The sequence below is a fragment of the Falsigemmobacter faecalis genome, from assembly GCF_003863335.1.
Taxonomy (GTDB): domain Bacteria; phylum Pseudomonadota; class Alphaproteobacteria; order Rhodobacterales; family Rhodobacteraceae; genus Wagnerdoeblera; species Wagnerdoeblera faecalis.
The window spans coordinates 17981-35254 of the sequence record NZ_RRAZ01000036.1; the positions used below are offsets into that span (position 1 = coordinate 17981).

The following is a 17274-nucleotide window of genomic DNA, read 5'->3' on the forward strand; positions in this document are numbered from 1 at the left end:
CAACGCAAGCGGCCCCGCAGGGGGCCGCTTCTTCCCGCATTCCTCAAAGGATTTTCGTTATGAAAAAACTCACCGGCCTCGTCGCGGCGCTTGCGCTTTCGTGTCTCTCAGTCAATACCGCCGCCTTTGCCGCGCCGAATGAAAACCTGCCCGAAGCGATCAAATCGGCGGGCGTTCTGGTGCTGGGCACCACCTCCAGCATCGGCCTGCCCTGGACCAGCATCAAAGAAGGCACGTCGGATCAATATACCGGCGTCGAAGTTGAGCTGGCGACCGAGATTGCAAAGCGCCTCGGGCTGGAGCTGAAAGTGCAGAACCTTGGCTTTGACTCGCTGATCCCGAGCCTTGAAGCCAAACGCATCGACATCATCATGTCGAATATGCTCGACACCCCGGTGCGGCAGAAGAAGGTCGATTTCGTCGATCACATCTACGGTGGCTCGGCCATGCTGCAGACCGCTTCGGCGGCTGAGAAGATCGACAGCCTGGACGGGCTGTGCGGCCGTAAAGCCTCGGCTCTGCGCGGCGCTATGGAGGCGATTTCCGCGGCTGAGCAGTCGGAGAAATGCGTGGCCGAAGGCAAAGCTGCCATCGATATCCAGCTTTACCCCGATACCGGCGCGCAACTGACCGCATTGCGCTCCGATCGCACCGATGTGGCGCTGACCGATCTGATCATGGCCGGCATGCTGGAGCGCGATCATCCTGAGCAGTTCGATATGGTCGGCGCGCCCTTCAACTTCGGCCCCTGCGGCATCGCTGTTGCAAAAGAAAGCAGCCTGACCGGCCTGATCGCTGAAGCCCTCGATACCATGGTGGCCGATGGCACCTATGCTGAGATCATGTCGCGCAACGGTTTTGTTAAGGAATCCTTCATCACCAAAGCGACGATCAACGGCGTGAAGGGCGACGAGTAATGCACAGCGGCGGAGTTCGCATGGGAAGCTCTTCCCATTTGTCGGATGCGGAGCTTGCCTCCGCCCGGCTGATGCCTCGCAGGCGCCCCCTGACCTGGGCGGCGGCCGGTATTCTTCTGATCGTTCTGGCCGAGGCGGCCTACTCCGTCGTGACCAATCCGGGGTTCGGCTGGCCGGTGGTGGGGGAACATATTTTCTCGCCTCAGGTACTGGCCGGACTTGTCATGACGCTGACCCTGACGGTGGTGTCGATGACACTGGCGCTCGTCCTCGGCATCGTGCTTGCGGTTTCGGCGGCAAGCAAAAACCCGGTGCTGTCGACGGCGGCCCATGGCTATATCTGGATCTTCCGCGCCATCCCGCTGCTGGTGCAGATCATCTTCTGGTATAACCTTGCGGCCCTTTACCCAAAACTCGGGATCGGCCTGCCGTTTATGCCCTCCTTCGTGGAGTTTGACACGAACAGCGTCATCACCGCCATGATTGCCGCGATCGTCGCCATGTCGCTGAATGAGGCCGCCTATATGGCCGAGATCGTGCGCTCCGGCCTCAATTCCGTTGACAATGGCCAGCGCGAAGCCTCGCGCGCTCTCGGGATCTCGCCGCTTGATACCTTCATGCGGATTGTCATGCCTCAGGCCATGCGGGTGATCATTCCGCCGACCGGAAATGAGACGCTGTCGATGCTGAAATACACCTCACTGGTCAGCGTCATCGCACTTCCGGAGCTGCTCTATTCCACTCAGCTCATCGCCTCGCGGACCTTTGAAGTGATCCCCATGCTGCTGGTGGCAAGCCTTTGGTATCTGATCGTCAGCACGGTCCTGATGCTGATCCAGGTCGCAATTGAGCGGCGTCTTGCAAGATCGGTGGTGCGCTGATGACCAACCTGGTTCAACCCATCCGCGCCCGCGGCATCCGCAAATCTTACGGCTCGCTTGAAGTGCTTAAAGGCGTTGATCTTGATCTGGCGAAGGGAGAGGTGCTTTGCATTCTCGGCCCCTCGGGATCGGGAAAAAGCACGCTGCTGCGCTGCCTTAACCACCTTGAGCGCCCCGACGGCGGTATGGTGGAATTTGAAGGCTGTCCCGTGGGCTATCGCCTGAAAGGCGACAGGTTCCATGAACTTCCCGAGCGCGAGATCCAAAAACAGCGCAAATCCATGGGCATGGTGTTTCAGCGCTTCAACCTGTTTCCCCATCTCACGGCGCGCGAGAACATCATGGAGGCCCCGCGCCGCGTGCTGAAAGTCTCGCAGGCCGAGGCCTCGGCCCGGGCAGAGCGGCTGATGGCCCAGGTCGGGCTTGCCGACAAGCTCGATGTCTACCCCGGTGCGCTTTCGGGTGGCCAGCAGCAGCGCGTGGCGATCGCCCGCGCCCTCGCCATGGATCCCAGCGTGATGCTCTTTGATGAGCCGACCTCTGCGCTTGATCCTGAACTGGTCGGTGAGGTGCTCGACGTTATGCGCATGCTGGCCGACAGCCACGCCATGTCGATGATTGTCGTGACCCATGAGATCGGCTTTGCCCGCAGCGTCGCGGACCGGGTGATCTTCATGGACGGCGGGGTAATCGTCGAAGAAGGCCCGCCCGATGAGATCCTCGTCCACCCGCAGCATGAGCGGACGCAGGCCTTTCTGCGCCGCATTCTCGATTAATTTTTCCGGAGCCAAGACCTTGCTGTCAGCCGTTACTCAGACTTTCCTCGGGGCCGAAACCCTCAGTGATCCGCAGGCGGTGACAACGCCCTATGCTTTCCTCGGCGTGCCGTTCGGTCCGGCCTATGAGGCCTGGGAATATGGCGCTGCCGCCGGCGCCGCCGATGCCGTGCGCCGCACCTCGCATGAACGGGCCTATGCGCGTTTTCTGCATCACTGGAACTTCGACATCGGCGAGCCGCAGTTTGAAGATGGCCGCCCCAATGTGACGGACCTTGGCAATATCGCGGTCAATGTCCGCGCACCCGAGCAGATCGTTGAAGACACCATTGCCGTGCTGAAACCCCTGGTGCAGGCCGGTGTGGTGCCGCTGGTCATGGGGGGGATGGATTCCGTGCCGCCCCTGCTGGTCGCGCCTTTCGAGGGCGTCGAAGAGATCAATGTTCTGCAGATCGACGCCCATATCGATTTCCGCGATGAGATCAACGGTCGCCGCGACGGCTTCTCCAGCCCGATGCGCCGGATCCGGGACTATGCCTGCGTGAAAGAGCTGGTTCATCTGGGCACCCGCTCAATCGGCAGCGCACGCCGCGAGGATGTTGAGGCGGCGATCGCTGCCGGAAACCGTTTCGTGACGATCCGGGATCTGTGCAACCGCGGCGCTCAGGCGGTTGCGGAGGAGCTGGACCTGTCGCGCCGCTGGGTGGTGGTGCTGGATTGCGACGGGCTCGACCCTTCCATTGCGCCGGGTGTGGGCGCCATTGAGCCGGGCGGGATGACGCTGATCCAGGCCATGACGGTGCTGAACCATCTGGCGCGCAACAACCGCCTTGCGGGGATTGTGTTCACCGAGTTCCAGCCCGCCCGTGATCTGCGCGACGCCACCGCGCAGACCATCATCCGGCTGCTGTTGGGGATCACCGGGCTGCAGCGCGCTCCGGCCCGCCCCTGAGCCCGCGCGCCCCGGCCCGTGAAAGCCTCGGGCCGGGGCCATCCACTGATGGAGGTGAGGGACATGGACTTCAGACTGATCCGACTGGCCGATACGCAGCAGCTACGCTGGAAAAACGGCGCGGGCGCTGCACGCAGCATCTGGCGCGAGGGGGATGTCGCAAGCCCGGACTGGGAGCTGGCGGTGGCTGAGATGACCGGCACGCAACCGTTCTCGTCTTATCCGGGGGTGGACCGCTCGCTCTTTGTCACCGAAGGGGCGCTCGTGATCCGCTCAGAGGTGCGGGATGTCACGCTGACGCCGCTGAGCGAAGGGCTGGAATTTCCCGGCGAAGAGGTCATTACCGGCACTTCGCCCGGAGAGGGGGTTATGCTCGATTTTAATATCCTCACCCGCCGCTCTGTCTGCCGCCACAGCGCAGTGCGCCGGCTTGGCGGGCAGGGGACTGAGCTGTCTGTCGCAGGGGGCTGGACGGTGGTTCATGCTGCCCTCGGCACGGTCTGTGTCAGCGCGGGCGAGGACGTCACCCTGCACCAGGGCGATACGCTGATCCTGCGTGGCAGCGCTGACACCCCGAAGACGGTGAAGCTGCGCATCGGATCCGGATCGGCGGCCATCACGGCTGAGATCCTCCCGCGCTGACGCCTGTTGCATTGTGCTGGTCCCTGAAAACTCCATCGCTGAGCGGTCGGGTGTTCAGGGGCCAGTACAGAACCGATCGACCCCGTAAAGCAGAACCACATTTTGTGCCGGACCCTTCGGCAAGACCACCGCTGTGAATGGGTGTCAGGATGCCACCCTGGCGCATCGTTGCTGTCGGCGAGAGAAGCGACACAGGGTCCTTCGCAGAATTACCTGCATATGTTCAGAGTGGATGCAGGCTTTCCTCCGCACCCTGGTCCGCGTCCTGCGGCTGACCAGGCACTGCGTGGCAGGGAATGACAAAGCACCAATTTCGGGAATGGATGCCTCGCCCCACGCCCGGCGAATTGTAGCCCGAGAACGTCAGTCCACATCGGGGCAATTATTTAGGCAGATTAAGGGCGTTGGGCTTATAAAGTGACCCATATGACACTTTTTGCGTAACCTTATGTCCATCGAATGCAGGCTTCGTGACTTTCTTCTCCGCGCAGACAGAATTTCATGAGGGCACCACGATGGACATTGGTCCGCATGAAGCCAGTCGAACAGCCTTTGAACAAGTCTATGTTTGCACGGATGGAGCTGCCGGCCATAATCCGCGCCGGCGAAATCGGCGCGGACGGACGTCTGCCGCCCGAACGGGAACTCTCAACGCCTTGGGGCATCGGGCGTGGGGCGTTGCGCCGCGCTCTCGAAAGCCTTGAGGGTGAGGGGCTGATCTGGCACCGCCAGGGCATGGGAACCTTTGTGGGGCAGGCGCCCGACACGGCCGGTCGGGTGGCGGCTGCCATTGTCGGCGAGATGGCGGTGGGGGAACTGATGTTCGCGCGCCTTCAGATTGAGCCTGCACGGGCCGCTGAGGCGGCGTTGCACGGAAAAGCTGAGGATCTGAGCCGCCTGCAGGATTTTGCTCAGCGGCCTGAGCGCGCGGGCGATGCGGATTCCATTGAGCTGTGGGACTGGTCCTTCCACCGCCAGATTGCCCGCATGTCGGGTAATCCTGCGCTGCTTGCGGCGCTTGCCATGCTCAATGAATGCCGTGTGAACACCTATTGGCGCGCCTTGCGGGCATCTGTTCGCACGCCGGCAAGGCTGCGCGTGACCCATGGCCAGCATGCTGAGCTGTCAGAGGCGATCGGCGCGCGTGATGCGGAAGCGGCCCGGGCGGCAATGGCGCTCCATTTGCACAGCGAACGGCGCAAGCTGGAAGCAGCCCGGCCGTGCCACCCAGCTGCAGCGCCAGATTTTGACGAGGAAAGGGAAGAGGTATGAGCAGGATCACACCGGGACAGATCGAAGCGGCAGAAGCGCTCCTGGGACTGAGCTGGACGGCGGCTGAGCGCGCGCAGATGTGCGACAACCTTGCCGGGCAGATTGGCTCGGCACAGGCACGCCGCGTCACACGGCTCTAAAACAACGTGCCGACCGCGCATCGTTTCGATCCCCGGCTTGCGGGCTTTGCGATGCCCTCAGAACGGCTGCAGGTCGAGACGGTCACACAGGCTCCCCCGCTCCCGGTCAGCGACGAAGACATCGCCTTTGCGCCTCTGACTCAATTGAGCGCCTGGATTAAATCCGGCGCCCCAGGTGTTTGATCCCATGGTATGATGATGAGATCCTTTCGAAAGGATGGAAGGAAGCCCATGGGACAAATTCGTCATGGCAGCGCCACGATCGAGCCATGGAACGCCATTGGTCCGAGTGACAATGGCGAGGGCAGGCCGTGCGAGCTGCCCGCCATCGGCTCAACGGCAGGCCCGAATGATCGCAGGACGAAAGCCTGCCTGCCATTGGTCCAAAGGCAGGCTTGAGGGCTCTCGGAGCTGAGCCGTGAGCTCGGGATCAATCCAAAGACTGTCGCGACGTGGCGCAAACGATCTTCGGTTGAAGACCAGAAGACAGGCCCCAAGAAGCCACGTTCAAAGGTTTTGACTGAGGGCGAAGAAGCTATTGTTGTTGCCTTCCGAAGGCATATTTTGTTGCCGCTGGATGACTGCCGCTATGCCCTTCAGCCCGGCATCCCGCATCGCAGCAGGTTGGCTCTTCGTCGCTGTTTGCAACGTCACGGGATTTCGCGGCTCAAGGGTGTCAGCGGCGACAAGCTCAGGCGGCAGACGTTCAGGCGCACTCCGATCTGCTTTTTCCATATCGATATCGCCGAGGTTCAGACCGCTGAGGCCTGAGGAGGATCAGCAAACGATCCGGGGGATCGTTTGCCCGCTGAACAGTCAAACGCTTCCACTACGAGGATCATGGCCAGCTCAAAGCCCATCCCGCTGACGACATGGCAGCCTGCAACTGCGCGCGCCGCCTGAAGACCCTGAATGGCCTGCCGCCATACGAATACATCTGCAAAATCCGGACTTCAGAACCGGAACGCTTCATCCTCAATCCGATCCACCAGATTCCGGGACTGAACAATCAATGAGCTGATGACGTCTCTGGAAGAAGCAACCATCTGGCTTCGTTTTTACTATGCTCAGGTTTTATGAGCGTGTCCTGCTCAGGGGACCCCGGATCAGTCAGTTCATTCTGCGGCGCCAGGCAGCAGCCCGCCCCAGCAGGTGCGCACCGATGGGGGCGGTGAGAAATATGAACAGAATTGCAAATACTGCACGGGTTGTGGCGCTGAGGGTGCCGATGTCCAGTGCGGCGGCAAGTAAGGCAAGTGCGCCTGCAAAAGAGGCGACTTTTGATGATGCATGCATGCGGGTCATAACGTCAGGAAAGCGAAGAACGCCCACTGCCGCTACAATGGCAAAAACGCCGGCGCAGAGTGCAAGCAAGCCGCTGATAAAATTAATCATCTGAATCACTCCGACGGGCAAGGCGAATGGCATAGCGGGCCAGGGCGACCACTGAGACAAAACTGACCAGCGCCAGGGCTACAGCGATATCCAGAAAGGCTTCTGTGTGGGTTTTCACGGCATAGATGGCACAAAAACCGATCACGGCTGAAGTCATCATATCAAGCGCGACGATGCGATCCGAAAGTGTCGGCCCCCGCCACAGGCGGATAAAGCCCAGCAGGATCGCCACGCCGATCAGAATGAGGCTGACATCAAGCACATGACTGAAGAAGGTCTGATTGTCGGTCATCTGAACACCCTGCTCACGCGCAGCTCCATGCCATTCCGGAGATCCTCTATGACGGCATCGGTATCTTCGGCATAGATTGAATGAATGAGGAGGGCGTCTTTCTCCTCTGTCACATCCAGCGTCAGGGTGCCGGGTGTCAGGGTGATCAGATTGGCCAGCACAAAGATCTCAAGATCGCTTTTGGGACCAATGGGAAATCGAAAGACCGCCGGGCTCAGCCTTGGGCGCGGGGACACACAATCCCGTGCCACCATCAGACAGGACTTGACCAATTCCTTCACAAAATAGGCAAAAAGGACAAAGATCTGAGGCAAAACCCGAAAATAGCGCTCTTCCCCCGTACCGCTGGCAAGCCTGCGCGCGAGCCAGAGGGCGACAAAGCCGAAGAGATAGCCACCGATCAGATCAACAGGCGTAAAACTGTCCCACAGGGACGCCCAGATAAGCGCCAGCAGGACGTTGAGGGCAAAGAACGTCATATTGCCTCCGGTGCAACAGGGGGTGCTGCGGGGCCTGCCACATTGAACACAGCGTCAAGATAGGCGACAGGGTTCAGAAGCTGTTCCGCCGCCGTGGTTGCGAAATCGGCAAAGGGCGCAGGCCAGACACCGATCAGAACCGTCATAGCGGCCAGCGCGATCACCGGACCCAGCAGCAAGCGGCGCGCGCGGGGCGACAGCAGCGCGAGAGACGGCTGACGCCCTGCAGGATGGGGCTTCCAGAACGCCTCGGCCCAGATCTTGGTCATGGAAAAGATGGTCAAAAGCCCCGTCAGCAGCGCGATGAAGGCAACGAGCCACATCCCCGGTTCAAGCGTGGCCTTCACCAGCACGAATTTGGCCCAAAATCCTGACAGCGGCGGAAACCCCGCCAGCGAGAAGGCCGGGATCAGGAAAAGCACAGCCAGCAGGGGGGCACTGCGGTAAAGACCGCCGATACGGTAAAGGTCCGAGCTGCCCGTAAGACGCTGCGCGATCCCCGCAATCAGGAAAAGGTTCGCCTTCACGATGATATGGTGAACCAGGTAAAAAACCGCGCCCATCAGCGCCAGCGGCGTCATCAAAGCCAGACCCAGCACCATATAACCGATCTGGCTGACGATATGGAACGACAGGATCTTGCGGAAGTCGCTCTGGGCCGCCGCGCCGAGCACGCCTGTCAGCATCGTGAGGCAGGCAACCCACAACAGAATTTCGTGGGTAAACCCCTGATCATTCACGAAGATCAGGGTGAACATGCGCATCAGCGCATAGACCCCCACCTTGGTCAGCAGACCCGCAAAGAGCGCCGAGACCGCGTAATGCGGCGTGTGATAGGAAGCCGGCAGCCAGAAGAACAGCGGAAACACCGCCGCCTTCATCCCAAAGCCGATCATCAGCATCATCGCGATCAGCGTCATCAGCCCCTGATCGGGATGCGCCGCCACCGCCTGCCGCAGATCGGCCATGTTCAGCGTGCCGGTCGCCCCATAAAGCAGCCCGGCGGCACAAAGAAACAGGACCGTCGCAATCAGGTTCAGCGTCACATATTTCACGGCCCCATCAATCGCCTGCCTGCGCCCGCCCACGACCAGCAGGCCGAAGGACGAAATCAGCAAAACCTCAAACCAGACGTAAAGGTTGAACAGGTCGCCGGTCAGAAAGGCTCCCGTGACGCCGCCGATCAGGGTTTGAAAAAGGGTATGCCAGCCATAGCGCGATGAGGTCTGGCCCACCTCAGCCATCGCCCAGACCGAGACCGCCAGAGCGATAATGGCGGTGATCAGCACCATGGCCGCAGAGAGATAATCACTGACAAGGGTGATGCCATAGGGCGCGGGCCAGCCGCTCATCTGCGTGGCCACAACGCCTTCGCGCAGAACCGCACCCAGCAGGGCCAAAGCCGCCAGCAGCGAAGCGGCACTGCCAAGGACAGAGATCCAGCCCGCGCCTTTGCGATTGCGCAACATGAGGGTCGCTGCTGCGGTGATGAACGGCAGCAGGATCGGAAGCGACAGGATCCAGGTCATGCTTTATCTTTCTCCGGCTCAGCCAGCCGCATGCGGTCAGCGTCAAGATGGCCGAAAACTCTGTAGGCTTTCATGGTCAGCGCCAGCACAAAGGCAAAGAGCCCGAAGCCAATGACAATGGCCGTCAGCAGCAGTGCCTGCGGCAGAGCATTCGCCATTGCCGCTTCGGGCAGAGCCCCGCCCGCGCCGAGCAAAGGGGCCGCGCCCGGGGTCAGACGCCCAGCCGCGAAAATGGCAAGGTTCACCCCATTTGACAGCAGCAAAAGCCCGAAAATGAACCGCAGCAGATTGGCAGACAGCATCAGCCAGACCGCGCATGTGACCAGAAGGCCCGCGAGGATAGCGGAAATTGTGATCATTTCAGAGTATCCTCCAGCGCGAAGACGAGCGTCAGGATGCCTCCGAAGACCGCCAGGTAGACGCCGATGTCAAACAAAAGGATGTTCGATAGCTTCAGCCCGGCGATTTCTCCCCAAAGCCCGGAAAAGGGCTCGGTCCCGGCAAAGGCGGGCAGCAGACCGGCGATTAAAGCCGCCACCAGCCCGAGCGCTGCAATATTGCGCGGATCCGTCTTAAGCGCTTTGCGCGTCTCAGCCACACCCCCCGCAAACGCATGGATGGTCAGCCCGCAGGCGGCAATCAGCCCGCCGATGAAGCCGCCACCCGGGGCATTATGCCCCCTGAGAAGGACGTAAAGCGAGAACACCATGAAGAGCGCGGTGAGCAGCCGGGCCCCGGTGCTCAGGATCAGAGAGTTCATGTCAGTCGGCCTCCCCGCGCGGGAGACGGCGCTTCAGCAGCGCATAGGCCCCGATAGATGCCAGCAGCACCACGGTCAGTTCGCCGAAGGTATCGAAGGCACGGAAGTCGACAAGAATGACGTTCACGATATTGAGCCCATGTGCGAGAAGATAGGAGTTCTCCTCAAAGAAAGTCGTCAGATTTCGGTCGAGCGGATGTGCCGCGATGGCCAGGATGATCAGCGTCACGCTGAGGCCGACAGAGACTGCAATAGCGCCATGCACCAGCTGACGGCGGCCTGAGCGGCGCTCCCGGATCCCGGGCAGACGCAGCATCGCAATACCAAAGAGAACCGCCGACAGGGTCTCAACCATCAGCTGGGTGGTGGCAACATCGGGGGCGCCAAAGAGGATGAACACCAGCGCCACACCAATGCCCACAGTGCCAATACCGGCAATATTGGCCAGCCGGGAATGCGGGTTCAGCGTGAAGATCGCCCCCCCGGCAATCGCGGCTGCGATGATCCACATCACGACGGGGGCCGACAGATCAAAGCGGACCTGCGGCAGCCGCAGAACCACCGTTGCCAGCAGAACAGCCCCGACCACCGCGAAAGTTACGGTCAGATAATGCGACAGCTTTCCGGTCTGGATCAGCTCGGCCTGCCAGCCCGCAAAGCCCCGGAACCGGTCAAGAAGCCTGTCCCAGCTGCGATCAAAGACCGGCAGCCGCTCCAGCAGGGCGCCAAGGACAAGGCGCAGCCTGCTGCGGTTCAGATAAAAGACAGTGCCCAGCAGGAAGGTCAAAGCACTGAGCAGAAGTGGCAGATTGAACCCGGCCCAAAGGTGAAGCCCCGCCGCTTTGCTCTGCGCGAAAGACCCGGTCACGGTCTGATCGACCAAAGGCTGAACACCCGAAGCCAGCAGCCCCGCCAGCAGTCCCAAAGCCCCCAGCAGCAACGGCCCTGCCAGCATCCGCCAGTCTGCCTCATGCGGGGCGTGGGGTGTCCTTTTCAGCGGACCATAGAAGGGGGCCAAAGCCACGATTGCCGCAACGGCGAACATCAGCGCATTCGCAATCAGAACGCCGCCCGTGATCAGCGCCGCAGGCGACAGATCCTGTGCCCCTGCATAAAGAAGTTCTTTCCCCATCCAACCAAGGAACGGCGGCAGACCGGCCATGGAAAGGGCAGCAAGTCCGGCAGCGACGGCGGTCAGCGGCATTTTTCGCGCCAGACCGCCCAGGCTCTCCGCATCCCGGGTGCCCGTGCCGTGGTCGATATTGCCCACGACCATAAACAGCGCAGCCTTATAAAGCGAATGTACGATCAGGAAGGTGACGGCCGCCGTCAGCGCATAGGGCGTGTCGCCCGCCAGAAACAGCGTGATGGTCCCGAGGGCCATAAGCGTCGTATAGGCAAGCGCGGTTTTCAGATCCGTCTGACGGATGGCCAGCAGGGATGCCATCACAGCCGTCATCAGACCCGCACAGGTCAGCGTCACCTCCCAGGCAGCGGTCCCCGAAAGCGTCGGATGCAGCCTTGCCAGCAGATAAATCCCCGCTTTCACCATGGTGGCGGAATGCAGATAGGCCGAAACCGGGGTCGGGGCGGACATGGCATTGGGCAGCCAGAAGTGGAAGGGAAACTGAGCCGATTTTGTGAAAGCCCCGAGCAGGATCAGGACCAGGATGCCGCTGTAGAGCGGATGGGCCTGCAGACCCTCTCCCGCGAGCAGCTCTGCCAGATCCCAGGTCCCGCCCGCGACGCCAATCAGAATGAAGCCCGCCAGCAGCGCAAGCCCCCCCGCCCCGGTGACCAGCATCGCCTGCAGCGCATTGCGCCGCGCCCGCGGATCGTCATGAACAAAACCGATCAGCAGATAAGACGTGACGGAAGTCAGCTCCCAGAAGACAAAGAGCGCAATCAGATCCGCCGCCAGCACCAGCCCCAGCATCGACAGCATGAAGGAGGTCAGAAACAGGAAAAAGCGCAGGTAATGCGGATGCCCGGCCAGATAGCTGCTGGCATAGAGCAGAACGGCGGAGCCGATGCCGCTGATCAGCAGAGCAAAGGTGAGGCTCAGCCCGTCGATCAGGAAGGAAAGCCGAATGCCCAGAGCAGGAAGCCAGTCCCAGCCAAACTGCACAGTCCCGCCCGCAAGAACCGCCGGCAAAGCCAGAAGCAGCGCCCCGAAAAGGGAGGCTGCAAACAGGGCCGGCAGAAGAGACCAGATGCCCGGTCGCGAAGTCGTTTCAGTGATCAAAGCGCATAGCCCGTCGTGTTTCAGGTCGTTTCATGTGGCTGCGTTCAGCCCCGGGGCAGGAGCAGAAGCGGGCTCATACTTCCGGCGTGAAGGTCAGGAAGCATGCGGGCGTCGCCAAAGATCCCCTGCGGCGGGTGACAGAGCACAGTCAGAGTGCCCGGTCGATCCGCCAGATATCCGGCAAGGGCGCGTCGCAGGCCGCCTTCGAGATCAACCACTGCCTCTGTCAGTTGACGATCCGCCCGGAGGCGATCCACGCCTGCCCGTGCGACTTTTCTCTGGTGCTGCAAACGGGAACGGATGTCCGCGTCGCGCGCATTTACGCGGGTTGAACGCAGAATGTGCTTCTCAGGCAGATGCCAGATGTTCAGCAGCCTCAGGGGCAGTCCCAGGGCTGCCGCAAGCATTTTCGCCTGCTCAAACAGCCTGCTGTGCAGCCTGTCCGGATCGTCACTGACCAGTGAGACGGCAATTTCAGAGACCCGGCCCGCATCGGTCTTTGGCAGGAGAAGGACAGGCTTGCTTCCACCGTCGGACAGCGCGGCAAAGCTTCGCTGCCATTCACGGGCCCCGGAAGGGCCGCCACCTCGGGCAGGATCCATCACACCCGGGGCTGCCCCGCTTTCCATTGCTTTTCCAATGAACGCTGGCAGATCCCGCAGACTGATATCAGCAGCAGAGGAGACTGAAGTTTCTTCAGAATGTTTCAATTCTGCCCCCCCCAAGCTCAGTTTCTGACTGAGCGGATCTCACAGAATGACTTGCAATGGAAATCGATTTCACAGCATAGTCTAATAGATATATTCTATAAGGCTGGTAAAATGCCGTCAGTACAGCAACTTAAGTATCTCGTGGCGCTTGCCGACTCGCTGAGTTTCAGCCGTGCTGCGGCAATGACGTATGTGTCTCAGCCCACGCTGAGCATGCAGATCAAAGACCTTGAGAGGCGTCTGAACGTCGTTCTGTTTGAGCGCTCGCGCTCGCGGGTGGCACTGACGCCCCTGGGCGAAGAGATCGCCCGCAAAGCGCGGGGCATTCTGGCAGAAGTCGCGGATATTCATGCGCTGGCCAGAACCCAGGGGCGGGGGATGGGCGGCACGCTGCGGGTGGGTGTGGTGCACACGGTCGGCGCATATCTGCTGCCGCTGGTTGTTCCTGCCCTCAGCGCAACCTTTCCCGATATGCGGTTCTATATCCGCGAAGAGCTTCCGAATGTGTTGCTGACGCATCTGGATGCGGCGCGCCATGACATCGTTCTGTCGCCCATGCCGATCGTACGGACGGATCTGCAGACAATCCCTCTCTACGAGGAGCCGCTGATGGTCGTGATGCCACGCAACCACCCGCTGTCCTCTCATGAGGCAATCGAGCGAAAGGATCTGAAGGGCGAAACCATCCTGACGATGGAGCCCGGACATCGTCTGGCGGAACAGGTCAGCGAGCTTTGCGAGGAGGTTGGCGCCTCCCTCTCCTATGACTACGAGGGGACAAGCCTCGATACGATCCGGCAGATGGTCGCCATGGGCATGGGGATATCGATCATGCCCGCGCTTTATGTCCGCTCCGAGGTCCGGCGGGAACAGCTGGTGATTGCCCGCCCGTTCAGGGGCGGTGCGCCCTCAAGGCTCATTGGCCTGAGCTACCGGGCCGGAAACCCGCGGGTTGCGACGATCCGGAAAGTCGCAGACGCAATGCGGAGTGCCCTTCATCAAGATATCGAAGAAGTCTCGGTACCGTAAATGCGCTCAGCGGCCAGGCCGTCTACCTGACAACTGTGTTTCTCTCCGGATCAGGCGCTCCATTTCTGCCTTGATTTGAGGATGGCATTCGCAATCGCCACGAGCCTCCTGGCGATTGCAATGATCACGACATATGGGGCTTTCCCTTATCGCGAAGACGCTGTGCTGTGGTCTTCAGAGTTGGATTGTGCAGGGAAGCCGCGCGCGCTGCCAGAAACAGCGCCTGCCGTAAGTCCCTTCGCCCGCCAGCAATCCTACGGCCTCCTCTCAGGATGCCGCTGTCCTGGGCGAGGGTGCCAGGCCTGTCATGGAGCCCGGTTCGGGCATTTCTGCACTCAGAAGGCTGGCACAAACAGGACCAATGCCCGGCACGGAGCGCAGCAGTCTCTCATCTTCGTCCATGTCGTCAGAGGCGCAGATCAGCCTTCGGATCCTGCTCTCGGTATCACGGATCCGGGCTTCGCTTGCCACAATAAGTTCCTGATCAAGAGCCTTCATGTCGGCTGGCGCATCCTGTTTCCGTCCCGCCGAACTCTGCGCTCTCAGGCGCTGCTTTATCTCCACGAGTTGCGCCTGCTTAATCGTGTAAGGCCTTAACGCCACAATGGTTTCATCCGGCAGCTCCCGACCGGCTTCAGGGCGAAAAACCATGAAGGCAGCAATGAGTTCCGCATCAATGCGCTCCGTTCTGGAATGCGTGCCGCGAGACCTCGCAAAGGCCTTGATCTGAGCCGGAGGCAGCGGAACCGCTGCGATATCCGCCTGCTCTAAGCGCTGCCAAAGCCGCCACTCCAAACCTCCTGTAGCCTCAACCCCCGACCTTCAGCGCCGAACGGATCGCCCTCAGGCGCAGAAACAAGGCTTGGGGCCTGCCGAGGGAACCTTTGGCTGACAGGGCTAGGAAGCCATCAGGCCAGCCCCGCGAGACATCTATACCCATAGCCTTTCGGCGCCATACTTTACAGCCGCTGGACGACTGCCTCTCTGCCCTGCAGCCGAGCCTCCCGCATCTCAGCAGATCGGCCCTTCATCGCTGTTTGCAGAGACATGGGATTTCACGACCGGAGGATGTCAGCGGTGACAAACCAAAGCCTCAAAAGCTTAAGCGCATCCCGATCGGCTTTTTCCACATCAATATCGCCGAAGTGCAGACGGCTGAAGTTTGAGGAGGATCAGCAAACGATCCGGGGGATCGGTTTTCCGCCGCAAGTCGATGCGTGTACGGTGCCTGATCGACAGGGCGTAACCCTTGCGGCGTGTCGTCCGGCCATCGATCGCGGAATACCCCGACTGTTGCGCAATCTGCGGGGTGACGCAGGCGCGGCGCAGATCAGCCACGAAGTCGGCAGCGTCAAAACCCTTGTCGGCCCCCGGCGCCCGCTGACGCGTGGAGCCCGGGGAATACCGGTGGATCATGCCGGGGGCGCCGTGCCGCACGACCATCGGTCCGGGTGAGGTCGCGCTTTCGCACGATCAGGCCGGAGCGGTTCTCCATCAAAGCCGTCGTCGGGAAAACGGTCCCCCGGAGCGTTTTCTCACCCTCCTCCACCGACAAAGCAGTGCATTGCTCCTGTGCCGGGCGACTTCCTGTAAAGCCGCGCGTCGGGATCGGTCGTCGAAACATGAGTGATATTGGAACGCCTCTGGCCGACGGCAGGTTCACTGCGACATTGCGGCTTTGGCGGGTCATTGGGGCGGGTCTCTCTCGGGCTCGCCGGCCTCTGCGGTCCACCGGGGTCGTCGTCCGAGGGACTATTGTCAGGCTTTGGACAGAACGCTTCATCGAGGCCCATGCCTTCACCAATCCGGGACGTGGTTGTCCGGCAGCAGGGGGCGACTTCGCGGTGAGCCAGAATGGCTGCCATCACCTCCTGCGATATCTCCGTGCTCAGCAGCCCGTCCCGATTCTTGCTGAAGACCCTCGGCCTTCGGCCCCGGGCTGCGCCCGTTCAGGGCTGAAGCCTGTCCCCCGGACAGATTTCCGGGCGCCCTTCACCCCAGACCGGGTCATCACTCCCAAGACCCACAAACCAACGGAATAAGAGGTTATATTCCATCTGCTCCATGAGTTGCCGTGCAGAGCGGATCGAAAAGAGGATCTGAAGCAGGCTTCACCGGGCTGTGTTTCGGCGTGCAATTTTGACCCCCTGAAGTATCGTCAGACCCTGCGCTGTGGGTCAGCGTACGGAGGGGGAGTTGAAGCAGGTGGATACGATTACGCGGGTCCGGCGGGCCTTCTACGTGCAGCGCGGATCGATGAAAAAGATCACGCGGGAGTTGGTCTCCCGGAACACCGACCGCAGGATCCTTCGGTCGGATGAGACCGACTTCAGCTACGGGCGCGCGCATCAGCCGATGCCACGGATCGGCCCCTGGCAGGACCCGCCGGATCTGTTGCCTGCCGCGAATGCCGGCAGGCCGTCGAGAGAGCGACTGACCCTGATCCGGATCTTCGAAGATCTGTGCGCCCTGGGCTGTGAGGGCGGCCAGGATGCCATCCGTCGCTTTGCCGCACCGGGGTCGCAGAGCCTCGGCGGCCGGGGCCTATGTGCCGCTTTCTTCTGATCGGGGCGAGGCTGACCGGTTCGACCGGAGCCACGAGGTGGTGCGGGTCTCGGGCGTGACCGTCACGATCAGGGTGGCGCATGTTCGGCTTTGCCACAGCCGGATGATGTGCGTCCGGGCTTATCCGCGCGAGCGCCAGGGGCCTCCGCCATCGGGCTCGGACCGGTGGCGCCGCGATGGCTTCGATCTTCGACGCGCAGGATCGCGCCTTCGCCTTCTTCCGCGGCACCTGCACAGGTGGCACCTGCGACATCGAGCCATGGCAGCGCCACTGGTCCGGGGCCCATGGCGAGGGAAGACGGCGGTGTTTGCGGGCAGAGAACGGCTCTGCAACCGCCGCTTTCTCCAGATGGGAGTCCTTCCCTGGTTCAGCCGGTCGCCTGCATGCCCGCGTCTGGCCGGGAGAAGGGCCAGGTCAGGAACCCGGCCGGACTGGTGCGCGAGCGGTTCTTCACGCCCCGCCTGCGCGTGAAGAGCTTCGGGGAGCGGAACGCCTTGCGGCCGGAAAAATGCGTGGCCTGGGCCCAGGCCAGGGCGCATCGCACCCCGAGCCGGCGGATCGGACCCCTCTGGGAGGGGTTCGATAAAGAGCGCCGGCACCTCGTGCCCTGCGCAGGCCCTTTCGATGGCTTCCACAGCGTTCCGGCCCGCTCGAGCCTTGTCCCTGAACCAAAGGCGAGCAAGGTCTCG

17 protein-coding genes and 5 pseudogenes are annotated in these 17274 nt (G+C 61.4%); 13 read left to right on the plus strand and 9 right to left on the minus strand.

Features of this window, described 5'->3' with window-relative positions; genetic code table 11:
- The first annotated feature begins 59 nt into the window (after nt 1–59).
- From EG244_RS17315 to EG244_RS21060, 8 genes and pseudogenes are all read left to right on the plus strand, one after another.
- Nucleotides 60–917 (plus strand): ABC transporter substrate-binding protein, encoded by an 858-nt coding sequence (locus EG244_RS17315; protein WP_124966432.1) that lies wholly within the window; start codon nt 60–62, stop codon nt 915–917.
- A 20-nt stretch (nt 918–937) separates the two neighbouring features.
- Nucleotides 938–1798: an amino acid ABC transporter permease gene (locus tag EG244_RS17320; protein ID WP_124966433.1), complete on the plus strand. Its 861-nt coding sequence runs from the start codon at nt 938–940 to the stop codon at nt 1796–1798.
- A complete protein-coding gene (locus tag EG244_RS17325; RefSeq protein ID WP_124966434.1) occupies nt 1798–2574 on the plus strand; it encodes an amino acid ABC transporter ATP-binding protein in 777 nt (258 codons plus the stop codon). The genes EG244_RS17320 and EG244_RS17325 overlap by 1 nt, the downstream gene beginning before the upstream one ends.
- Before the next feature lie 19 nt (nt 2575–2593).
- Nucleotides 2594–3526, plus strand: coding sequence for an arginase family protein (locus EG244_RS17330; protein ID WP_158617347.1), 933 nt, complete (start codon nt 2594–2596; stop codon nt 3524–3526).
- 63 nt (nt 3527–3589) lie between these two features.
- Nucleotides 3590–4168, plus strand: a complete 579-nt coding sequence (locus EG244_RS17335) for a HutD/Ves family protein (protein WP_158617348.1) — start codon at nt 3590–3592, stop codon at nt 4166–4168.
- Between the two features lie 564 nt (nt 4169–4732).
- The gene (locus tag EG244_RS17340; RefSeq protein ID WP_158617349.1) at nt 4733–5440 is read left to right on the plus strand and encodes a FadR/GntR family transcriptional regulator; all 708 of its coding nucleotides are present in this window, start codon (nt 4733–4735) and stop codon (nt 5438–5440) included.
- Nucleotides 5437–5580: a hypothetical protein gene (locus EG244_RS20510; protein WP_158617350.1), complete on the plus strand. Its 144-nt coding sequence runs from the start codon at nt 5437–5439 to the stop codon at nt 5578–5580. The genes EG244_RS17340 and EG244_RS20510 overlap by 4 nt, the downstream gene beginning before the upstream one ends.
- Before the next feature lie 402 nt (nt 5581–5982).
- Nucleotides 5983–6596 (plus strand): annotated as a pseudogene (locus EG244_RS21060) (IS481 family transposase); the annotation flags it as partial.
- Nucleotides 6597–6690: 94 nt separating this feature from the next.
- Here the strand turns inward: EG244_RS21060 and mnhG are convergent.
- The 7 genes from mnhG to mbhE are packed head-to-tail and all read right to left on the minus strand — an operon-like array spanning nt 6691 to nt 12163.
- A complete protein-coding gene (gene mnhG, locus EG244_RS17350) occupies nt 6691–6975 on the minus strand; it encodes a monovalent cation/H(+) antiporter subunit G (RefSeq protein ID WP_233589055.1) in 285 nt (94 codons plus the stop codon).
- Nucleotides 6968–7267 (minus strand): monovalent cation/H+ antiporter complex subunit F, encoded by a 300-nt coding sequence (locus tag EG244_RS17355; RefSeq protein ID WP_124966438.1) that lies wholly within the window; start codon nt 7265–7267, stop codon nt 6968–6970. Before EG244_RS17355 ends, mnhG begins: the two co-directional genes overlap by 8 nt.
- The gene (locus EG244_RS17360; protein WP_124966439.1) at nt 7264–7746 is read right to left on the minus strand and encodes a Na+/H+ antiporter subunit E; all 483 of its coding nucleotides are present in this window, start codon (nt 7744–7746) and stop codon (nt 7264–7266) included. The genes EG244_RS17355 and EG244_RS17360 overlap by 4 nt, the downstream gene beginning before the upstream one ends.
- On the minus strand, nt 7743–9275 hold the full coding sequence (locus tag EG244_RS17365; RefSeq protein ID WP_124966440.1) for a Na+/H+ antiporter subunit D: 1533 nt from the start codon (nt 9273–9275) through the stop codon (nt 7743–7745). Before EG244_RS17365 ends, EG244_RS17360 begins: the two co-directional genes overlap by 4 nt.
- The gene (locus tag EG244_RS17370; protein WP_124966441.1) at nt 9272–9634 is read right to left on the minus strand and encodes an NADH-quinone oxidoreductase subunit K; all 363 of its coding nucleotides are present in this window, start codon (nt 9632–9634) and stop codon (nt 9272–9274) included. The genes EG244_RS17365 and EG244_RS17370 overlap by 4 nt, the downstream gene beginning before the upstream one ends.
- Nucleotides 9631–10035 (minus strand): MnhB domain-containing protein, encoded by a 405-nt coding sequence (locus EG244_RS17375; protein WP_124966442.1) that lies wholly within the window; start codon nt 10033–10035, stop codon nt 9631–9633. The genes EG244_RS17370 and EG244_RS17375 overlap by 4 nt, the downstream gene beginning before the upstream one ends.
- A 1-nt stretch (nt 10036) precedes the next feature.
- Nucleotides 10037–12163 carry a hydrogen gas-evolving membrane-bound hydrogenase subunit E gene (mbhE, locus tag EG244_RS17380; RefSeq protein WP_233589056.1) on the minus strand — a complete coding sequence of 709 codons (2127 nt, stop codon included), beginning with the start codon at nt 12161–12163 and terminating at the stop codon, nt 10037–10039.
- A gap of 149 nt (nt 12164–12312) precedes the next feature.
- Between mbhE and EG244_RS17385 the strand changes: the two genes are divergently transcribed.
- Together EG244_RS17385 and EG244_RS17390 are read left to right on the plus strand one after the other, a co-directional pair.
- The gene (locus EG244_RS17385; protein WP_124966443.1) at nt 12313–12612 is read left to right on the plus strand and encodes a hypothetical protein; all 300 of its coding nucleotides are present in this window, start codon (nt 12313–12315) and stop codon (nt 12610–12612) included.
- Between the two features lie 489 nt (nt 12613–13101).
- A complete protein-coding gene (locus EG244_RS17390; protein ID WP_158617351.1) occupies nt 13102–14019 on the plus strand; it encodes a hydrogen peroxide-inducible genes activator in 918 nt (305 codons plus the stop codon).
- Between the two features lie 267 nt (nt 14020–14286).
- On the opposite strand, the pseudogene EG244_RS17395 reads toward EG244_RS17390, so the two are convergent.
- Nucleotides 14287–14823 (minus strand): annotated as a pseudogene (locus EG244_RS17395) (IS110 family transposase); the annotation flags it as partial.
- A 134-nt stretch (nt 14824–14957) separates the two neighbouring features.
- Between EG244_RS17395 and EG244_RS21065 the strand changes: the two are divergent.
- Nucleotides 14958–15179 (plus strand): annotated as a pseudogene (locus EG244_RS21065) (IS481 family transposase); the annotation flags it as partial.
- On the opposite strand, the pseudogene EG244_RS21070 reads toward EG244_RS21065, so the two are convergent.
- Nucleotides 15151–16127 (minus strand): annotated as a pseudogene (locus EG244_RS21070) (transposase); the annotation flags it as partial. The pseudogenes EG244_RS21065 and EG244_RS21070 sit on opposite strands and share 29 nt — an antisense overlap.
- 97 nt (nt 16128–16224) lie before the next feature.
- Here EG244_RS21070 and EG244_RS21555 point away from each other — a divergent pair.
- Nucleotides 16225–16584, plus strand: coding sequence for a hypothetical protein (locus EG244_RS21555; protein ID WP_124966445.1), 360 nt, complete (start codon nt 16225–16227; stop codon nt 16582–16584).
- Nucleotides 16585–17019: 435 nt separating this feature from the next.
- Nucleotides 17020–17274, plus strand: a pseudogene (locus tag EG244_RS21560) (hypothetical protein); the annotation flags it as partial.

What these genes read in the sequence shown, in the direction of transcription:
- EG244_RS20510 (WP_158617350.1), top strand. Translation starts at nt 5,437, where the DNA reads ATGAGCAGGATCACACCGGGACAGATCGAAGCGGCAGAAGCGCTCCTG.
- EG244_RS17355 (WP_124966438.1), bottom strand. Translation starts at nt 7,267, where the DNA reads ATGACCGACAATCAGACCTTCTTCAGTCATGTGCTTGATGTCAGCCTC.
- EG244_RS17340 (WP_158617349.1), top strand. Translation starts at nt 4,733, where the DNA reads ATGTTTGCACGGATGGAGCTGCCGGCCATAATCCGCGCCGGCGAAATC.
- EG244_RS17365 (WP_124966440.1), bottom strand. Translation starts at nt 9,275, where the DNA reads ATGACCTGGATCCTGTCGCTTCCGATCCTGCTGCCGTTCATCACCGCA.
- EG244_RS17370 (WP_124966441.1), bottom strand. Translation starts at nt 9,634, where the DNA reads ATGATCACAATTTCCGCTATCCTCGCGGGCCTTCTGGTCACATGCGCG.
- EG244_RS17360 (WP_124966439.1), bottom strand. Translation starts at nt 7,746, where the DNA reads ATGACGTTCTTTGCCCTCAACGTCCTGCTGGCGCTTATCTGGGCGTCC.
- EG244_RS17375 (WP_124966442.1), bottom strand. Translation starts at nt 10,035, where the DNA reads ATGAACTCTCTGATCCTGAGCACCGGGGCCCGGCTGCTCACCGCGCTC.
- EG244_RS17325 (WP_124966434.1), top strand. Translation starts at nt 1,798, where the DNA reads ATGACCAACCTGGTTCAACCCATCCGCGCCCGCGGCATCCGCAAATCT.
- EG244_RS17315 (WP_124966432.1), top strand. Translation starts at nt 60, where the DNA reads ATGAAAAAACTCACCGGCCTCGTCGCGGCGCTTGCGCTTTCGTGTCTC.
- EG244_RS17385 (WP_124966443.1), top strand. Translation starts at nt 12,313, where the DNA reads ATGTGGCTGCGTTCAGCCCCGGGGCAGGAGCAGAAGCGGGCTCATACT.
- mnhG (WP_233589055.1), bottom strand. Translation starts at nt 6,975, where the DNA reads ATGATTAATTTTATCAGCGGCTTGCTTGCACTCTGCGCCGGCGTTTTT.
- EG244_RS17390 (WP_158617351.1), top strand. Translation starts at nt 13,102, where the DNA reads ATGCCGTCAGTACAGCAACTTAAGTATCTCGTGGCGCTTGCCGACTCG.
- EG244_RS17335 (WP_158617348.1), top strand. Translation starts at nt 3,590, where the DNA reads ATGGACTTCAGACTGATCCGACTGGCCGATACGCAGCAGCTACGCTGG.
- EG244_RS17320 (WP_124966433.1), top strand. Translation starts at nt 938, where the DNA reads ATGGGAAGCTCTTCCCATTTGTCGGATGCGGAGCTTGCCTCCGCCCGG.